Genomic DNA, 18201 nt, shown 5'->3' with positions numbered 1-18201 from the left:
AGGACAATCCGAATGCATACCCTGTCCCAACTCGAAGGCAACTTCGTCGACGTCGATGGCCGCTACGTGATCGTGGTGGGCCGCTTCAATCATCACGTGGTCGACAGCCTGGTGGAAGGTGCCGTCGATAGCCTGACCCGCCATGGCGTGGACCCCGAGCATATCGACATCGTCCATGTGCCGGGCGCCTGGGAGCTGCCGCTGGCGGTCAAGCGCGCCCTCAAGGTGGCCCGTCCCGACGCGGTGATCGCCCTGGGCGCGGTAATTCGCGGCGGCACCCCGCATTTCGAGTACGTGGCGGGCGGCTGCAACGCCGCCCTTGGCAACCTGCAGCTCGAGTTCGAGACCCCGGTGGCCAACGGCGTGCTGACCGTCAACTCCATCGAGCAGGCCATCGAGCGCTCCGGCACCAAGGCCGGTAACAAGGGCGCCGAGGCGGCGATGGCGGCCATGGAGATGGTCTCGCTGCTGCGCGGCCTGGGCGATGACGAGCCCGATGCAGGAGAGGCGTCATGAGCGCAGGGCGTTCTCCCCGTCCGCCCTCGGCGGGCCAGCAGGCGCGCCATGCGGCCCGCGAGCTGGCCGTCCAGGGGCTCTACCAGTGGCAGATGACCGGCAAGTCGATCACCGCGGTGGAGGCCGAGTTTCGCGGCCAGCTGCCCGACGACGACCTGGAGGATCATGAGAACTGGACCAAGGTGATGCAGATCGCCGACCAGGCGCTGTTTCGCGAGCTGCTGCACAATGTGGCGCGCGACCGTGCTGAGCTGGACGCGGCCATCGCGCCGTTGCTCGACCGGCGCCTGGTGGACCTCGACCCCATCGAGCTGGCGATCCTGCGCCTGGGCGCCTACGAGCTGACCAAGCGCCTGGAGGTGCCCTACCGGGTGGTGATCAACGAGGGCGTGGAGCTCGCCAAGTCCTTCGGTGCCACCGACGGCCACAAGTACGTCAACGGCATTCTCGACAAGCTGGCCGCGCGGCTGCGCAGCGCCGAGGTCAGCGCCCGTCGTCGCTGAAGGTGCCAAGGTGGCCAGTGAATTCGACCTGATCGCCCGCCACTTCACGCCCGCCGCCTCCGGCCCGGAGGCCGGCGTGGGACTGGGCGTGGGCGACGACTGCGCGCTGCTGGCGCCCCGCGCCGGCCAGCGGCTGGCGGTGAGCGTCGACACTTCGGTGGCCGACGTGCACTTTCCCGCCGACGCCCCCGCCGAGGCGATCGGCCACCGCGCCCTGGCGGTGAGTCTCTCCGACCTGGCGGCCATGGGCGCCGAGGCGCGCTGGTGCCTGATGGCCTTGGCGCTGCGCGATGCCGACGATGCCTGGCTGGCCGACTTCGCCCGCGGCTTTCACGCCCTGTGCGCGGCCACCGACACGGCCCTGGTGGGCGGCGACGTGACCCGCGGCACGCTCTCCATTGGGGTAACGGTGATGGGCGAGGTGCCTCCCGAGCTGGCCCTGACCCGCGGCGGCGCTCGCTCCGGCGACCTGGTGGCGGTCACCGGCGCCCTGGGCGGCGGGGCCGGGGGGCTGGCGGCCTGGCAGCGTGGCGAGCGCGACCCCAACCATCCGCTGCTGAGGCGCTACCTGCGCCCCCAGCCCCGCCTGGCCGCCGGGCTGGCGCTGCGCGGGCTGGCCAGCGCCGCCATCGATATTTCCGACGGCCTGCTGGCCGACCTGGGTCATGTGCTCGAGGCCTCCGGCGTCGGCGCCCGGCTGGAGGTCGAGGCGCTGCCCCTGGCCGCGGGCCTGGAGGCGATGCTGGGCCGCGAGGCCGCCCGCGAGGCCGCCCTGGGCGGCGGCGACGACTATGAGCTGCTGGTCAGCCTGCCGCAGGATGCGATGGCCGAGGCGCGCCGGCGCCTGGCCGGTCAGGGGCTGACGCTGACGCCGATCGGGCAGATCACCGCCGAGCCGGGCCTGGTGGGGGCCGGCGAGGTCGGCCTGCGCGGCTGGCAGCACTTCCATGCCGGGGATCACCAGGGGGGAGCGTCATGAACCGCGCCCCCGCCAGCGTCTGGCGACGCCCCGTGCACTTCTTCGCCTTCGGGCTCGGCAGCGGTGCCGTGCCCTGGGCGCCGGGGACCTTCGGGACCCTGGCGGCGATTCCCTTCTACTGGCTGATGTCCGAGCTGCCGCTGAACTGGTACCTGCTGCTGGTGGCGGTCTCCTTCGTGGCCGGGATCTGGCTGTGCGACAAGACCTCCCGCGACCTGGGGGTTCACGACCATTCGGGTATCGTCTGGGACGAGTTCGTCGGCTACTGGATCACCATGGCCGCGGTGCCCTTCTCCTGGGAGGCGGCGCTGTGGGGGTTCATCCTGTTTAGGATCTTCGATGTCTTCAAGCCGTGGCCCATCCGCTGGGCCGACCGCCGGGTGGCCGGGGGCTTTGGCATCATGATCGATGATGTCCTGGCCGGCATCTACGCCTGGAGTACGATGCACCTGTGGCTCTGGCTACACTGACAGGCAGGTGGCCAGGCGGACGTAGGGAAGCGACAAGGGAGGAGGAAGATGCGCAAGGAACGTCTCATCGTCCCTCTGCTGGCGGTGGCGCTGCTGGGCTGGATGGCCGGACAGGCCGCCTCCAGCCTGCTCTTCCAGCGTGAGATGGGGCGTGCCCTGGAGGATCTGGAGGCGCGCGGCGAGCTGGCGGTGGCGCATGTCGATGTGGAGCGCGGGTGGTGGTCCTCCACCGGCTACATCGAGCTCGAGCCGCTGTTCGGCGAGGCCTGGCGCCTCGAGCTCGACTACCGGGCACGCCACGGCATCCTCAGCACCCATCTGGACGGCGAGGCGGTGCTGCGCCATGGCCCCGAGGGCAAGCGGCTGTTTGGCGACTCCCTGGACTCCTCGGCGCCGCGCTGGGAGGCGAGCTATCATACCCTGAGCGGCACCCTGGAGGCGGGCATCCGCCTGTCTCCCCTTCGGATTACCCAGCAGGAGCGTGAGCTGCGCTTCGACGGCGGGCGGCTGACCGTCAGCGGCGAGCAGGGCAACTGGCAGCTGCGCGCCGAGCTGGCCGACTGGGAGCTCAGCGACGGCGATACCCGGCTGTGGGTGGGGCCGGCCGTTCTCAACAGCCGGTACGCCTATACCGAAGGGGCCCATACCTTCACCCAGACCGACCGTCTCAGCGTCAGCGCGCTGACCTGGCAGCAGCCGCAGCTGCGGCTCGACGCCCGGGACCTGGCGCTGACCAACCGCATGACCCTCGACGATCAGGAGCTGCGCCTGCGCCTGGATCTCGACCTGGGCGAAGTGCACAGCGCCGAGCAGGTGCTGCTCGAAGGCGAGCTGGAGGCGGAGCTGTCGCGCCTGAATGCCGATGCCCTGCGCGGCGTGATGGCCCAGCTGCGCGACCTGGCGGCCAGCGGCGATCACCGCCTCGACCGTCGTGAGGCCCTGGCATGGCTCGAACCGCAGCTGCTGCAGGTCCTGCAGGATTCACCGCGTCTCGATGTGCTGCAGCTGGTGCTCGACAGTCCCATGACCGGGCTCTCGGCGCGCATCGACGGCGCGCTGTTCTTCGACGGGCGGCGCCTGGAGTCCCTGAGCCTGGTCGAGCTCGACGACCCGGCCATGCAGGCCCAGTGGCAGCGGCGGCTCGACGGTGACTTCACCTGGCACGACCTGCCCACCGTGGTGGCGCTCTGGCTGGGGCTGCCGCTGGATACCCGTACTCTGCAGATCGACATCGGCCGCGGCCAGGTGAGGGTGAATAGTCGGCCGCTGCCGCCGCTCTGGCGCTAGGGGCCAACACCGGTTCTTCGCAGACTGGCGTGAACTGGCTCTGTGGGAGGGAGCTTTAGCTCGCGAAGTAGCGTGCAGCGCTACCCATGGGGCGCCTACGGCGCCTTCGCCTGGCAGAGCCGGCCTCCCACCTTGGAGCTTGCCAAACATGCTCACGCTAAATTCCGATGAACCCAAAAACCGCCCTGGCGACTTGAAGTTGGCGTGCCTCGCCCGCATTCCACAGGGCATTGCCTTTCGGGAGGATGCCATGAGCGAACACGACCACGACGAGCGGGACTGGCAGGAAGCCTTCGAGAATGCCTCGGACGAGGGGCCAGGCTCGGATGGCGAGGAGACCTCGCACCACGCGGTGGTCCCGGCCAGCGACTACCTGCCCGAGCGCATCTATCTGCTGCCGATTCATAACCGCCCCTTCTTCCCCGCCCAGGTACAGCCGCTGGTGATCAACCGCGAGCGCTGGGAGGAGACCATCCGGCGGGTCGGCAAGACCCCTCACCACACCCTGGGCGTCGCCTTCGTCGGCGATGCCGGGGTCGACAATCTGTCCCACGACCACTTCCCGGCGATCGGTACCGCGGTGAAGGTGCACAAGCTGCAGGGCGAGGATCAGCAGCTGCAGTTCATCGCCCAGGGCCTGCGGCGCTTTCGCATCGTGCGCTGGCTCTCCAAAACGCCGCCCTACCTGGTGGAGGTGACCTACCCCCGGGAGCCGGTGGAGGCCGAGGAGGACGAGACCCGCGCCTACGCCATGGCGATCATCAACGGCATCAAGGAGTTGCTGCCGATCAACCCGCTCTACGGCGAGGAGCTCAAGCACTACCTCAACCGCTTCAGCCCCCACGAGCCGGGTCCGCTGACCGACTTCGCCGCGGCCATCACCTCCGCCAAGGGCCACGAGCTGCAGTCGGTGCTGGCCACGCTGCCGGTGCTCGACCGCATGCAGCGGGTGCTGCCGCTGCTGCGCAAGGAGATCGACGTCGCCCAGCTGCAGACCGAGATCAGCGAGCAGGTCAACGCCCAGATGCAGGAGCGCCAGCGCGAGTTCTTCCTGCGCGAGCAGCTCAAGGTGATTCAGCGCGAGCTCGGCATCTCCAAGGACGACCGCGAGAACGACGTCGACACCTTCCGCGAGCGCCTCGAGGGCCTGGTGGTGCCCCCCAAGGTGCTCACCCGCATCGAGGAGGAGCTCGACAAGCTCGCGGTACTGGAGACCGGCTCGCCGGAGTACGGCACCACTCGCAACTACCTGGACTGGCTGACCAGCATGCCGTGGGGCGTGCAAAGCGACGATAAGCTCGACCTGGCCCAGGCGCGCACGGTGCTCGACCGCGACCACGACGGCCTCAAGGACGTCAAGGAGCGCATCATCGAGTTCCTCGCCGAGGGCACCTTCAAGGGCGATGTGGGGGGCTCGATCCTGCTGCTGGTGGGCCCGCCCGGGGTGGGCAAGACCTCGGTGGGCCGCTCCATCGCCGAGGCGCTGGGCCGGCAGTTCTACCGCTTCTCGGTGGGCGGCATGCGCGACGAGGCCGAGATCAAGGGCCACCGGCGCACCTACATCGGCGCCATGCCCGGCAAGCTGGTGCAGGCGCTCAAGGAGGTGGAGGTCGAGAACCCGGTGATCATGCTCGACGAGATCGACAAGCTGGGCCAGTCGTTCCAGGGCGACCCCGCCTCGGCGCTGCTCGAGGTGCTCGACCCGGAGCAGAACGTCGACTTCCTCGACCACTACCTGGACGTGCGCCTGGACCTCTCCAAGGTGCTCTTCGTCTGCACCGCCAACACCCTGGACTCGATCCCCGGGCCGCTGCTCGACCGCATGGAGCAGATTCGCCTCTCCGGCTACATCGCCGAGGAGAAGGTGGCCATCGCCAAGCACCACCTGTGGCCCAAGCTGCTCAAGCGCGACAAGATCCCCAAGAAACGCATCAATCTCACCGAGGCGGCCCTCAAGCAGGTGATCGAGGGCTATGCCCGCGAGGCGGGGGTGCGCCAGCTGGAGAAGCAGCTGCACCGCATCGTGCGCAAGGCGGCGGTCAAGATGCTGGAGAACGACCAGCAGACGGTGAAGGTATCGGTCAAGAACCTCGAGGCGTTCCTCGGCGCGCCGGTGTTCCGCCAGGAGCAGGTGCTCAAGGGGGAGGGCGTGGTCACCGGGCTCGCCTGGACCGCCATGGGCGGGGCGACCCTGCCCATCGAGGCCGGCAAGGTGCACTCGCTGACCCGCGGCTTCAAGCTCACCGGCAAGCTCGGCGAGGTGATGCAGGAGTCGGCCAATATCGCCTACAGCTATGTGCTGGGTCACCTGCCCGAGTACGGCGCCGATGCCGATTTCTTCGACTCCGCCTTCGTGCACCTGCACGTGCCCGAGGGCGCCACGCCCAAGGACGGCCCCTCGGCGGGGGTGACCATGGCCACGGCGCTGATCTCCCTGGCCCGCCACCGGGCCGTCGGCCGCCCCCTGGCGATGACCGGCGAGCTGACCCTGACCGGGCAGGTGCTGCCGGTGGGCGGGATCCGCGAGAAGATCATCGCCGCCCGGCGCAGCGAGATCTTCGAGGTGATCCTGCCCGACGCCAACCGCCGCGACTACGACGAACTGCCCGACTACCTCAAGGCGGGGGTGACGGTGCACTTCGCCAAGCGCTACCGGGACGTGGCCAGGGTGGTGTTCGGTTAGGCGCCCAGGCTGGCGGTGGCCCCGCCGTCGAGCACCAGTGTCTGCCCCGTGGTAAAGGTGTTCTCGGGGGCGGCGAGCTGAAGCACGGCGCGGGCCACCTCGTCGGCTCTGGCCACGCGCCCCAGCGGTGTGGCTTGCTGCCAGCGCCGCCGCGAGTCCGAGGCGGCGTCCTGCATGCCGGCGCTGACCGGCCCCGGCGCCACCGCATTGACCAGGATCCCGCGGGGCCCCAGCTCCACGGCAAGCGCCCGGGTCAGCGCCAGGATGGCCCCCTTGCTCATGGCGTAGGCGCTGCGCTCGGGCCCGGTACGCAGGCCGTGGGCCGAGGCGACGTTGACGATGCGGCCGCCTTGCGTCATCAGCGCCACCGCCCGCTGAAGGGCCAGAAAGGGGCCCGTGACGTTGACGCCCATGATGCGCTCCAGGTCGGTGGGGTCGGTATCCGCGAAGCTCGCTCGGTGAATGACGCCGGCGGCGTTGATGCAGGCGTCGAGGGAGGGGGTGTCGGCCGCGATGACCCCAAAGGCGGAGGCGATGGATGCCGGATCGCGCAGGTCCAGAGGCACAAAGCTTGCCTGCCCTGGCCAGCGCTGCAGCAGGTCGTCGAGCGCTTCGCGACCCTCGGCAAGGTCCAGCAGCCAGAGCCGGTCCCCCTGGGCCAGCAGGGCCTCGGCGATGGCCCTGCCCAGGCCGCCGGCCGCCCCCAGCAGAACGACTTGCGGTTTCTCCATGACAGAACGGTTCCTCGTCCAGAAAATCGGCATTATAGTGTTTTGGTGATCATCACTGATAACAATCACCATCAAACGCATTAATGGACACTATTGGAGATCGACATGCCTCAGTTCACCCGCCCGCTGCTGGCGACCGTGGCCGCGCTCGTGATGGGCGCAACGGCGTTCCAGGCCCAGGCCGAGACCCGCGTCACCTACAAGTCCGCTTCCGCGGGGACCGCCTACTACCAGATGGGGGTCGAGCTCTCCGAAGCGATTCGCCGCGGTAGCGACGGCGAGATCGTGGTGACCCTGGAAGAGAGTCAGGGCTCGGTGCAAAACGTCATGGAGGTCATGGCGCGCCAGGGCAACTACGTCTTCACCACGCCGCCGGGGCTGGTCACGCAAGCCTTGGAGGGGGAGGGCGCCTTCGCCGAGCGCCAGAGCCCGCGCTTCCAGGAGATCCGCGGCCTCTTCCCGATCCCGGCGATCACCATGCACTTCGTGGCGGCGGGTGACGAAGGGGTGATCGGCCTGGAGGCGCTCGAAGACAAGCATATCCTGATCGGCCGTGGGACCTTCGGTGCCCGCGAGGCGGAGCGCTATCTCGAGCTGTTCGACATGATGGATCGGGTGCGTATCGCCAGCGCCGGCATCGGCAGCGGCCCCGATGCGCTCAAGAATGGCCAGATCGATGCCTTCGTGACCGCCAGCTCCTTTCCCACGCCCAACGTCATCGAGACGGCCGCCAGCATGCCCATCAGCCTGGTCAGCCTGACCGACGAGCAGATCGAGGCGACGGGGGCGGCCCGCCAGACGATTCCGGCCGGCACCTACTCGGGCATCGACCAGGACGTCGAGACCACCTCGCTGCCGGTGATCGCCTACACCACCACCGGCATGGATGACGAGACCGCCTACACCTTGACCAAGACTTTCTGGGAGCGCCGCGACGCCATGGCCGAGGAAACCGCCTGGTGGGGCAGCATCACCCACGACATGATCGGCAACATCGCCGGCACCCTGCATCCGGGGGCGGTGCGCTACTACGATGAGGCCGGTATCGACGTTCCCGACGCGCTGCGCTGATGCCTCAACCGGGCCCCGCCCCAGGGGCCCGGACCTGTAACGGAGTCCGAATGTCTGTCATCTCTTCCCCGTCGTCGGCCAGGGCCGACGACGCCGAGGCGTCGCGCCTGCACTCGGCCTGGGTGGTGCTGGGGGCGATTAGCGTCATCTTCCATCTTGGCTTGATCTTCTACGGCCTGACCCCGGCGCTGGTCAGCCGTCCCATCCATATGGCCCTGGCGCTGCCCTGGATCCTGATCCTGCTGGCGCGGACGCGCTTCGAGCGCTGGAGCGGCTGGGTGCTCACCGTCCTGGGCGTGGCCGCCTGCGGCTATATCGCCTTTAACGAAGAGGCGCTGGCCAACCAGTTCGGCTTCATCGATACCCATTTTCAGATGGCCGTAGGGGTCTTCTTGATCGGCCTGGCGCTGGAGACGGCGCGCCGGGCGATCGGCTGGCCGCTGCCCACCGTGGCGCTGTGCGCCCTGCTGTACGGGGTGTTCGGCATGCACATCCCCGGCCAGTTTGGCCATCCCGGGATGCCCATGCAGAGCTTCGTGGGTACCCTGACCATTGCCGAGGGAGGGCTGTGGGGCTCGCTCACCGGCGTCAGCGTTGGCGTGGTGGCGATCTTCGTGATCTTCGGCGCGGTGCTCAACGCCGGGGAGGCGGGGCGCGGCTTCATGAACATGGCCGGTGCCGTGGCGGGGCGGCTCACCGGCGGCGCGGCCAAGGTGTCGGTCATCTCTTCGGCGCTGATGGGGTCCATTTCGGGGTCGGCATCGGCCAACGTGGCGTCCACCGGGGCGATCACCATTCCCTCCATGGTCCGCCTGGGCTATCCGCGCGCCATGGCCGGCGGGGTCGAGGCCGTGGCCTCTTCCGGCGGACAGATCATGCCGCCGTTGATGGGGGCAGGCGCCTTCGTGATGGTCGAGCTGACCGGTACGCCCTATACCCAGATCATGGCGGCGGCGATGCTGCCGGCGATTCTCTACTTCGCCACCGTCTGGGTGGGGATCAACGCCTACGCTACCCGTCATGACCTCAAGCCCATGCCCGAGGAGGATCGCCCCTCGGGACGCGAGGTGCTGATCACCTCGCTGTTCTTTGCGATCCCCTTTGTGATCCTGTTGGAGCGCATCTTCCTGGGCGGCTATACGCCACAGTTCGCCGCCAGTCTCGCGGTCTTCGCCGGCCTGGCGCTGCTGTTCTTCGACGTGACGCTGACCTTCTCCCTGCGCGGCTTCGCCTCACGCCTGGCCACGGCGCTGGTGACAGCGGGGCGTCAGGTGGCGGTGATCGGCTCCATCATCATCTGCGCCTCGCTGGTGATCGGGGTGCTGTCGCTGACCGGCTTGGGAGTCAAGATCACCTCGGGCATCCTGGCCCTTTCCAACGACATGCTGTGGCCGGCGCTGCTGCTCACGGCGCTGGCCTGCCTGATCCTGGGCATGGAGGTGCCGACCACGGCGGCCTACGTGATCTGCGTCTCGGTGGCAGGTCCGGCACTCACCGCGCTGGGGCTGGAGCCGCTGCTGGCCCACCTCTTCGTGTTCTGGTTCGCGCTGCTCTCGACCATCACGCCACCGGTGTGCGGTGGGGTCTTCATCGCCGCCGGCATGGTCGGCGAGAACTGGCTCAAGGTAGCCATGAAGGCCATGGCGCTGGGCATTGGGCTCTATATCATTCCGCTGGCCATGGTCGCCAACCCCGACATCATTCGACTGGCCTTCGACCCCGGCAGTGCCGTGCTCAATGCGGTCAAGATCGCGGTGGGGCTGGCGGCCATCTCCTTCGGGGTGATCGCCCGCCGGGCGGCCTGGCTGCGACTGCTGCTGATCGTGGTCGGAGCGCTGGTGATCTTCGCGGTGTAGGAAGCACGCGGTGATTGCCAACCTTGGCAACACCGCCGGGAGGCCTGCGGCCTCCAGTCGCGATCTAAAGATGCTCCTACATCAGAGGCTTGCGTCTGTAGGAGCGCCGCTCCGCGTCGCGACTGGCGCCGGCAGGCGCCCTGGAGGAGGTCACCGGCGCTGGCGGTGATCGCCAGCGCGGGCAACACCGCCGGGAGGCCTGCGGCCTCCAGTCGCGATCTGAAGATGCTCCTACATCAGAGGCTTGCGTCTGTAGGAGCGCTGCTCCGCATCGCGACTGGCGCCGGCAGGCGCCCTGGAGGAGGTCACCGGCGCTGGCGGTGATCGCCAGCGCAGGCAACACCGCCGGGAGGCTGTCGCCTCCAGTCGCCCACACAGTGTGGGAGGCCGATTCATCGGGCGAAGGCGCCGTCAGGCGCCCTGGCGGAGGCCGCAACGAGAGTTCTAAGGAGAAGAGTGATGATCTTTGCCACGCTGGGCCCCGAGGGCAACAACCACGTACTGGTGCTGGGCCGCTACCTCGAGGCCCGCGGCCTCGCCGATGCCGAGATACGGCTGATCGACGACTTTCCGGCCGCCTTCGCGGCGCTGGTGGCCGGCGAGGTGGACCGCGTGCTGCAGTGCACTGCCCACTTCAGCCATGCCGACTGCGTGGGCCGCTACATGCATCGGGCGTTTCCGGTGGATACCTTCGTGGCCGGCAGCCACCCGCTGGCGCTGCTGGCGCGCCGTGAGATCGCCGAGCCGCGTCGGGTGGCGCGCCAGCCGGCCACCCGCTACTACACCGACCTCTCCGGCTACGATGAGGAGATCGACGTGCCCACTACCGTGGGGGTGGCCGAAGGGCTGCTGGACGGTCGCTTCGAGGCGGGCATCTGCGCCCGGCAAACGCTTGAAGCCCACCCCGATACGCTACGCCTGATCGCCGACCTGGGCCCGGCGCTGGACGTCTGGGTGGTGTACGGCAGAGAGCCGCTGCCCGAGGAGAGCCCGCTGGTGCTGCCTTGAGTCGCTCGAGGCCCTTCAGCCTGGTTGAGCCGGGGCTACTCGCCCCGTTCGAGCGCTGCCAGGGCCTGATGACCGAAATCGATCATCGTGCGGTAATGCTGATGGTCGATCACGCTCTTCACGATCTCAGGATCGACATCCAGATAGTCATGCACCAGGACGTTGCGAAGTCCGATGATCTTGCGCCATGGCATGTCGCTATCGACCTTGCCGGCGTCCCTTAGCCGCTCGAAGCCGGTAACGGCATCCCGGCAGACCATCCCCGTTTCGCTTCGTGCCCAGTGCTTGGCCAGGCCGATGCAGGCTTCGATCAGGATTTGCAGGGTGCGCTCGGCGGCATGTCGCTCCAGTCGGCTCCACTGCCGCTGTTGCAGAATCGTCCTGAGGTCGGCGAGATCCTGTGCACACTCGGCAAGGTGTTGGCGTTGGGCGAGCAGGTAGGCGCTTTGGGGCGAGCTGTCAGGCATGGATGCCCTCCGGATGAAGGTAGTCGATCTCCCAGCGAGAAAGAATGCGGGATTCCTGGCGCATTCTGATCTCCCGATGGAAGTCTGCCAGCAGCGCGCCCTGGCTGAGGATGCTCCAACCCAGGGGAATGGGGGCGATCGCCAGGTCCACCACGCTTAACATATGCTCTTCCAGGCCCAGCGCGCGTTGCCACTCCAGCGCCAGCAGTTCGGGGCGAAGACGCCGCTCGAGCGGGTCTGTGATCCAGGAAGTAAAGGCAACGGCCAGGTCATAGTCGCTGTATGGTTGGTGCTCCCCGCGTGCTCTTGAGCCATAGAGCCAAATGGCCGCCAGGTCTTCGCGCTCGCGTGCCAGAGACACGATGGCTTCCAGCATGACCGCTTGCTTCGCATCTTCGTCAACTGCGGCAGATGGCATGGCGGCTTTCTCCTGGATAAGGTTGCGGCGCCGTGAAGGCTACGGACTATCTTCCTGCCAGCCGTCTCGAGGTGCAAGACGTCCAGCTCAGGGCCTGGCCTGACGGCCGGCCCCATGCCAGAATCTATGGCCAACCTGGACACCCAGACCGTGCGCCATCGCGAATGGCCGAAAACGGCGTGACTGAGCATAAGAGGACACCATGCCCGAGTATCGTTCCCGCACCACCACCGCCGGCCGCAACATGGCCGGCGCCCGCGCCCTGTGGCGCGCCACCGGCATGAAGGATGACGACTTCCACAAGCCGATCATCGCCGTGGCCAACTCCTTCACCCAGTTCGTGCCCGGGCACGTGCACCTGAAGGACATGGGGCAGCTGGTGGCCCGCGAGATCGAGAAGGCCGGCGGAGTGGCCAAGGAGTTCAACACCATCGCCGTGGATGACGGCATCGCCATGGGCCACGACGGCATGCTCTACTCGCTGCCCAGCCGCGACCTGATCGCCGACAGCGTCGAGTACATGGTCAACGCCCACTGCGCCGACGCCCTGGTGTGCATCTCCAACTGCGACAAGATCACCCCCGGGATGCTCAACGCCGCCATGCGCCTCAATATTCCGGTGATCTTCGTCTCCGGCGGGCCCATGGAGGCGGGCAAGACCAAGCTGCTCGACCATGGCCTCGACCTGGTGGACGCCATCGTCATGGCCACCGACGACAGCGTCGACGACGAGACCCTGGCGGAAGTGGAGCGCAGCGCCTGCCCCACCTGCGGCAGCTGCTCCGGCATGTTCACCGCCAACTCCATGAACTGCCTGATGGAGGCGCTGGGCCTGGCGCTGCCGGGCAACGGCACCGTGGTGGCCACCCACGCCGACCGCCGCCGCCTGTTCGAGAACGCCGGCCACCGCATCGTCGAGCTGGCCAAGCGCTACTACGAAGGCGACGAGGCCCACCTGCTGCCCCGCGCCATCGGCGCCAAGGCGGCGTTCAAGAACGCCATGACCCTGGACATCGCCATGGGCGGCTCCACCAACACCATTCTGCACCTGCTGGCCGCCGCCCAGGAGGCCGAGGTCGACTTCACCATGGCCGACATCGATCGCCTCTCCCGGGAGGTGCCGCAGCTCTGCAAGGTGGCCCCCAATACCCAGCAGTACCATATCGAGGACGTGCATCGCGCCGGCGGGATCATGGCGATCCTCGGCGAGCTCGACCGCGCCGGGGTGCTGGATACCCGGGTGCCCACCGTCTACGGTGACAGTCTCGCGCAGGCGCTCGACGAGTGGGACATCATGCGCAGCCCCAGCCCCGAGGTGGTGGAGTTCTACCGCGCCGGCCCCGGCGGGGTGCCGACCCAGGTGGCCTTCTCCCAGAGCGCCCGCTGGCCGAGCCTGGACGGCGACCGCGCCAGCGGCTGCATCCGCGACCTGGCCCACGCCTTCTCCCGGGAGGGTGGCCTGGCGGTGCTCCAGGGCAATATCGCCGTGGACGGCTGCGTGGTGAAGACCGCCGGCGTCGACGACTCCATCCTGGTCTTCGAGGGGCCGGCCCATGTGGTGGAGTCCCAGGACCAGGCCGTGGAGCATATCCTCACTGGCCAGGTGAAGGAGGGCGAGGTGGTCATCATCCGCTACGAAGGGCCCAAGGGCGGCCCGGGTATGCAGGAGATGCTCTATCCCACCAGCTATCTGAAATCCAAGGGCCTCGGCAAGGCGTGCGCGCTGCTCACCGACGGGCGCTTCTCCGGGGGCACCTCGGGGCTCTCCATCGGCCACGTCTCGCCGGAGGCCGCGGCGGGCGGCGCCATCGGCCTGGTGGAGAGCGGCGATATCATCCAGATCGATATTCCCAACCGGGCGATCAACGTCAAGCTCAGCGACGCCGAGCTCGCCGCGCGCCGCGAGGCGGAGGAGGCGAAGGGGGCGGCCGCCTGGAAGCCAAGCATCCAGCGCGACCGCAAGGTCTCTCCGGCGCTCAAGGCCTATGCGCTGCTGGCCACCTCGGCCGACAAGGGCGCGGTGCGCGATCTCTCCAAGCTCGATTGAGTCACGGCGAAGCGCCGGGGCCCCGGCGCTTCGCGACCTGGCAGGGATGCGTTGTCCATGATCAAGCACAGCTACGGCGTTGGCCTGGTCGGTTTCGGCAGTGCCGGCCGGACCTTTCACGCGCCGCTGATTCAGGCGACCGAGGGGCTCGAGCTCCTGGCGGTGGTCAGCAGCCGACCCGATGACGTCGAGGCGGCACTGCCCGAGGTGGCGGTGCTGCCCAAGGCGGCGGCGCTGTTCGCCCGGCGCGATATCGACCTGGTGGTGATCGCCACGCCCAACGACACCCACTTTCCGCTGGCCAAGGCGGCGCTGGCGGCCGGCAAGCACCTGGTGATCGACAAGCCCGTCACCGTGACCCTCTCCGAGGCGCGGCTGCTCAAGGCCCAGGCGGAGAAGGCCGAGCGGGTCGTCAGCGTCTTCCACAATCGCCGCTGGGACAGCGACTTCCTGGCCCTGCAAGCGGTGTTGAAGGCCGGCAGCCTCGGGCGGCCGGTTTCCTTGGCGCTGCGTTTCGACCGTTTCCGCCCCTCGGTCAGCGACCGCTGGCGCGACCGACATCGCCCCGGCAGCGGCATCTGGTACGACCTGGCGCCCCACCTGCTGGATCAGGTCCTGCAGCTGTTCGGCATGCCCCGGGCGATCCTGCTGGAGCTGGCCACGGTGCGCGATGGCGCCGAAGTGGATGACGACTTCCTGGCGCTGCTGGAGTATGACGGCCTGAGGGTCAGCCTGCAGGCCAGCTCGCTGGTGGCCGAGGCCACGCCCCGGGCGGTGCTGCATGGGACCCGGGGCAGCTTCGTCAAGTACAGTGGTGATCCCCAGGAAGCGTGGCTGAAAGAGGGCCGCCGGCCGACGCCGGGCTGGGGCATCGACGAGCGCCCGGGCACGCTGACCGTCAACCAGGGCGAGGAGGACAGCGTGGCCCTGGTCTCCCGGGACTATCCCGCCCCGGCGGGCGACTATCCGGCCTTCTATGCCGGCATCTTCGATGCGCTGGCAGGCCTAGCGCCCCCGCCGGTGACCCTGGACGAGGCCCTGGCGGTCATGACCCTGCTCGAGGCGGGGCTCGACAGCTACCGCCAGGGGCGCTGGATTCGGCTCAAGGAGGGGGGCGGCCGGCGGCGCCTGCACGGCCACTGAGCCCTCGCTGATGACAGGCGCGGAATGGCTACCAGCTCGGCGGGATATCCGCCTCCTGGCGCTGGCGCAGGGTGTCTCGGGCGATATAGAGCGCGGCGATGGCCCGCGCCTCGTGGAAATCCTCTCGCAGCAGCAGCGAGGGAAGTTCCTCCAGGGCGTGGGTCTCGACGATCAGGGGCTCCGGCTCGTCGCCGGGCAGGCGCCTGGGGTAGAGCTCGGTGGCAAGCAGCACCTGCATGCGGTGGCGCATGTAGTTGGGGGCCAGCGACAGTTCCACCAGCGGCTCGATGCGCTCGGCGCCGAAGCCGCACTCCTCCATCAGCTCGCGGTTGGCGGCACTGACGATGTCCTCCCCCGGGTCGATGAGCCCCTTGGGCAGGGTCAGCACATAGTCCTCGAAGCCGGCGGCGTACTCGCGGATCAGCAGCACATGCTCCGGGTCGGGCATGGCGACGATCATCACCGCACCCTGGTCGCTGCCGGTCAGCCGCTCGAAGGTGCGCTCGGCGCCGTTGGAAAAGCGCAGCTCCAGCGACTCGACATGAAAGAGGCGGCTTCTGGCCACCGACTGGCAGGACAGCACCCGGGGTTTCGGCGGCCACTGGGAATCGGGCATGGGAACTCCATTTCGGCGTGACAGGGCTGGCTGGTACAATAGCATGCCTTCCCCTTGACCCGATGCCACCCGGAGCCGCGATGATCGACTGGCGCGCCATCGACACCGTTCTGCTGGACATGGACGGCACCCTGCTGGACCTGCACTTCGACAGCCACTTCTGGCTGGAACACCTGCCGCGTCGCTACGTGGAGCTGCACCGCCTGGACGAGGCCACCCAGGAGACGGTGCGCTCGCGGATCATCCGCGAGAAGGGCACCCTCAACTGGTACAGCCTGGCCTACTGGAGCCGTGAGCTGGGGGTCGACATTCTCGCCCTCAAGCGCGAGGTGCAGCACCTGATCGGCCTGCGCGGCGACGCCCTGGATTTTCTCCGGTGGCTCAGGCATGCCCATCCGCGGGTGGTGCTGGCCACTAACGCCGACCGCGAGAGCCTGGAACTCAAGCTGCCGCTCACCGGCCTCGAGGAGTACCTGGATGCCATCGTCTCCTCGGCGGACCTGGGGGTGCCCAAGGAAGCTCAGGAGTTCTGGTTCGCGCTGCAGGAAGTGGAGCCCTTCGATCCGGCGCGCACCCTCTTCATCGATGACAATCCCGAGGTGTTGGAGAGCGCCCGCGAATACGGCGTGCGCCATCTGCTGGGCATCAAGCAGCCCGACAGCACCCGGCCGGAGAAGGAGCTCGAGGCGTTCATCGCTCTGGATCGCTTCGCCGCACTCCTGCCCGGGGAGCTGCCCGCCGAGATGCGCCGGGAGACGCCACGGGAGGGCGCCGATGAGTAGCGTCAGGCTCGACAAGTGGCTATGGGCGGCGCGCTTCTTCAAGACCCGCGCCCTGGCCAAGAAGGCCATCGAGGGCGGCAAGGTGCACTACAACGGCGCCCGGGCCAAGACCAGCAAGGGCGTCGAGGTGGGCGCTATCGTTCGCGTGCCCCAGGGCTGGGACGTCTGGGAGGTGGAGGTGGTGGCGCTCTCCGACCAGCGCCGCGGCGCTCCCGAGGCCCGCGAGCTCTACCGCGAAACCCCCGAAAGCGTCGAACGACGCAACCGAGAGGCCGAGGGGCGCAGGCTGACCCAGCAGGCGATGCAGCACCCGCTCAAGCGCCCCGACAAGAAGCAGCGCCGCGATATCCGGCGATTCAAAGAGAGCGGCGAGGACTAGCCTACACGGATGGCCTTCTTTTGGCGCTTGCGTCGCCTTCGCCGAAGCGTCGAACCGCCGAACCGCCGAACCGCCGAACCGCCGGAAGCGTCGAGACGTCGAACCGCGGCCTCCCACACTGGCTTGCTGCATCGGTGACTCGTCCCGTGGGAGGGCGATTTATCGCGCGAAGCAGCGCGCAGCGCTGCCCGAACCTGGCGCCTGCACCTATACACTCAGTTGGTAACTCACGACATGACCGACCAGATCCAACGTTTCCTTTTCGACGACACCAACGTGCGCGGCGAGATCGTCACCCTCGAGCGGGCCTACCGAGAGGTGCTCGACCGCCACGCCTATCCTCCGGCGGTCAATCGCCTGCTCGGCGAGCTGCTCGCCGCGGTGGCGCTGCTCACCGACACGGTGAAGCTCGACGGCATTCTCAGCCTCGAGGTGCGCGGGCAGGGGGCGCTGGCGCTGCTGATGGCCGAGTCCAATCCCGGCGGCGAGCTGCGCGCCATCGCGCGTCTGGCCGAGGACGCTCCCATGCCCGACGAGGGTGCCGGCTTTCGCGACCTGCTCGGCGACGGCCAGATCGTGATCACCCTGGACCCCCGCGAGGGCAACCGCTACCAGGGTATCGTGGCGCTGGACCACGACAGCCTGGCCGGCTGCCTGGAGGCCTACTTCGCCCAGTCCGAGCAGCTGCCCACCCGGCTGTGGCTCGAGGCCGACGGTGAGCGCGCCGGTGGGCTGCTGCTGCAGCGCCTGCCCGATGAGTCGCAGAACCAGGACCGTGATGCCTGGGGCCGCACCGTGCACCTGGCCGATACCATCAAGCGCGAGGAGCTGCTGGGCCTTGCGCCCCTCGAGGTGCTGCGCCGCCTCTACCACGAGGAGACAGTACGGGTGTTCGACCCCAAGGCGCTGCGCTTCGGCTGCAGCTGTTCCCGGGAACGCCTGGCCAACGCCCTGGTCAGCCTGGGGGCAGACGAGCTGCGCGAGATCCTCGCCGAACGGGGTGCCATCGAGACCCAGTGCCACTTCTGCCACACCCACTACCGCTTCGAACCGCCGGAAGTCGAGGCCCTGCTGGCCGGCGACGGCGCTCAGCCGCCGACCCTTCACTGATCCCCCGCTACGCCCGCCCTGTCATGCTGCAATGCACAAGGGCGGGTGCGGCAACCTGTCGCGATGTAGTCGGCATGTAGTAGTAAAACTACATGATCTTCGGCCAACGGCAGCGTTTCCCGCCGCGACGCTTTT

18 protein-coding genes are annotated in these 18201 nt (G+C 68.4%); 14 read left to right on the top strand and 4 right to left on the bottom strand.

Features of this window, described 5'->3' with window-relative positions; genetic code table 11:
- Positions 1-12: 12 nt before the first annotated feature.
- The 6 genes from ribH (at position 13) to lon (ending at position 6438) form a co-directional block, all read left to right on the top strand.
- The gene (gene ribH, locus ACZIYR_RS13850) at positions 13-516 is read left to right on the top strand and encodes a 6,7-dimethyl-8-ribityllumazine synthase (protein WP_473034296.1); all 504 of its coding nucleotides are present in this window, start codon (positions 13-15) and stop codon (positions 514-516) included.
- The gene (gene nusB, locus ACZIYR_RS13845; RefSeq protein ID WP_473034295.1) at positions 513-1019 is read left to right on the top strand and encodes a transcription antitermination factor NusB; all 507 of its coding nucleotides are present in this window, start codon (positions 513-515) and stop codon (positions 1017-1019) included. The genes ribH and nusB overlap by 4 nt, the downstream gene beginning before the upstream one ends.
- A gap of 10 nt (positions 1020-1029) precedes the next feature.
- Positions 1030-1998: a thiamine-phosphate kinase gene (gene thiL / locus ACZIYR_RS13840; protein ID WP_483527080.1), complete on the top strand. Its 969-nt coding sequence runs from the start codon at positions 1030-1032 to the stop codon at positions 1996-1998.
- On the top strand, positions 1995-2468 hold the full coding sequence (locus ACZIYR_RS13835; RefSeq protein WP_473034294.1) for a phosphatidylglycerophosphatase A family protein: 474 nt from the start codon (positions 1995-1997) through the stop codon (positions 2466-2468). The genes thiL and ACZIYR_RS13835 overlap by 4 nt, the downstream gene beginning before the upstream one ends.
- Before the next feature lie 48 nt (positions 2469-2516).
- On the top strand, positions 2517-3755 hold the full coding sequence (locus ACZIYR_RS13830) for a DUF945 family protein (RefSeq protein ID WP_483527079.1): 1239 nt from the start codon (positions 2517-2519) through the stop codon (positions 3753-3755).
- Between the two features lie 250 nt (positions 3756-4005).
- Complete coding sequence (lon, locus tag ACZIYR_RS13825) at positions 4006-6438, top strand: endopeptidase La (RefSeq protein WP_483527078.1); 2433 nt, start codon at positions 4006-4008, stop codon at positions 6436-6438.
- On the opposite strand, the gene ACZIYR_RS13820 is transcribed toward lon, so the two are convergent.
- Entirely contained in the window at positions 6435-7169 is a 735-nt protein-coding gene (locus ACZIYR_RS13820) for an SDR family NAD(P)-dependent oxidoreductase (protein WP_483527077.1), read from the bottom strand. The two genes, lon and ACZIYR_RS13820, sit on opposite strands and share 4 nt — an antisense overlap.
- Positions 7170-7274: 105 nt before the next feature.
- On the opposite strand from ACZIYR_RS13820, the gene ACZIYR_RS13815 reads away from it, so the two are divergent.
- The 3 genes from ACZIYR_RS13815 to ACZIYR_RS13805 all read left to right on the top strand — a co-directional run bounded on the left by ACZIYR_RS13815 (position 7275) and on the right by ACZIYR_RS13805 (position 11104).
- Entirely contained in the window at positions 7275-8240 is a 966-nt protein-coding gene (locus ACZIYR_RS13815; protein ID WP_483527076.1) for a TAXI family TRAP transporter solute-binding subunit, read from the top strand.
- 50 nt (positions 8241-8290) lie between these two features.
- Entirely contained in the window at positions 8291-10096 is a 1806-nt protein-coding gene (locus ACZIYR_RS13810; protein ID WP_483527075.1) for a TRAP transporter permease, read from the top strand.
- A gap of 459 nt (positions 10097-10555) precedes the next feature.
- Positions 10556-11104: a hypothetical protein gene (locus ACZIYR_RS13805; RefSeq protein ID WP_473034289.1), complete on the top strand. Its 549-nt coding sequence runs from the start codon at positions 10556-10558 to the stop codon at positions 11102-11104.
- A 35-nt stretch (positions 11105-11139) separates the two neighbouring features.
- On the opposite strand, the gene hepT is transcribed toward ACZIYR_RS13805, so the two are convergent.
- Both hepT and ACZIYR_RS13795 read right to left on the bottom strand, forming a co-directional pair.
- Positions 11140-11571: a type VII toxin-antitoxin system HepT family RNase toxin gene (gene hepT / locus ACZIYR_RS13800; protein WP_483527074.1), complete on the bottom strand. Its 432-nt coding sequence runs from the start codon at positions 11569-11571 to the stop codon at positions 11140-11142.
- Positions 11564-11989, bottom strand: coding sequence for a nucleotidyltransferase domain-containing protein (locus tag ACZIYR_RS13795; RefSeq protein ID WP_473034288.1), 426 nt, complete (start codon positions 11987-11989; stop codon positions 11564-11566). Before ACZIYR_RS13795 ends, hepT begins: the two co-directional genes overlap by 8 nt.
- A gap of 202 nt (positions 11990-12191) precedes the next feature.
- On the opposite strand from ACZIYR_RS13795, the gene ilvD reads away from it, so the two are divergent.
- Positions 12192-14036, top strand: a complete 1845-nt coding sequence (gene ilvD, locus ACZIYR_RS13790) for a dihydroxy-acid dehydratase (protein WP_473034287.1) — start codon at positions 12192-12194, stop codon at positions 14034-14036.
- A 57-nt stretch (positions 14037-14093) separates the two neighbouring features.
- Positions 14094-15179, top strand: coding sequence for an oxidoreductase (locus ACZIYR_RS13785; protein WP_483527073.1), 1086 nt, complete (start codon positions 14094-14096; stop codon positions 15177-15179).
- A gap of 28 nt (positions 15180-15207) precedes the next feature.
- Here ACZIYR_RS13785 and nudE read toward each other — a convergent pair whose 3' ends face one another.
- A complete protein-coding gene (gene nudE, locus ACZIYR_RS13780; RefSeq protein ID WP_483527072.1) occupies positions 15208-15795 on the bottom strand; it encodes an ADP compounds hydrolase NudE in 588 nt (195 codons plus the stop codon).
- Between the two features lie 80 nt (positions 15796-15875).
- Here nudE and yrfG point away from each other — a divergent pair, with 80 nt between their 5' ends.
- The 3 genes from yrfG to hslO all read left to right on the top strand — a co-directional run bounded on the left by yrfG (position 15876) and on the right by hslO (position 18066).
- The gene (yrfG, locus tag ACZIYR_RS13775) at positions 15876-16577 is read left to right on the top strand and encodes a GMP/IMP nucleotidase (RefSeq protein ID WP_483527071.1); all 702 of its coding nucleotides are present in this window, start codon (positions 15876-15878) and stop codon (positions 16575-16577) included.
- Positions 16570-16956: a ribosome-associated heat shock protein Hsp15 gene (gene hslR / locus ACZIYR_RS13770; protein WP_483527070.1), complete on the top strand. Its 387-nt coding sequence runs from the start codon at positions 16570-16572 to the stop codon at positions 16954-16956. Before yrfG ends, hslR begins: the two co-directional genes overlap by 8 nt.
- A gap of 234 nt (positions 16957-17190) precedes the next feature.
- Entirely contained in the window at positions 17191-18066 is an 876-nt protein-coding gene (gene hslO / locus ACZIYR_RS13765) for an Hsp33 family molecular chaperone HslO (protein ID WP_473034283.1), read from the top strand.
- Positions 18067-18201 lie beyond the last annotated feature (135 nt).

This window comes from Billgrantia sp. NRB1 (genome assembly GCF_056921725.1).
The sequence above is the reverse complement of the archived record's forward strand: the minus strand, read 5'-3'. Positions and strand labels throughout refer to the sequence as shown.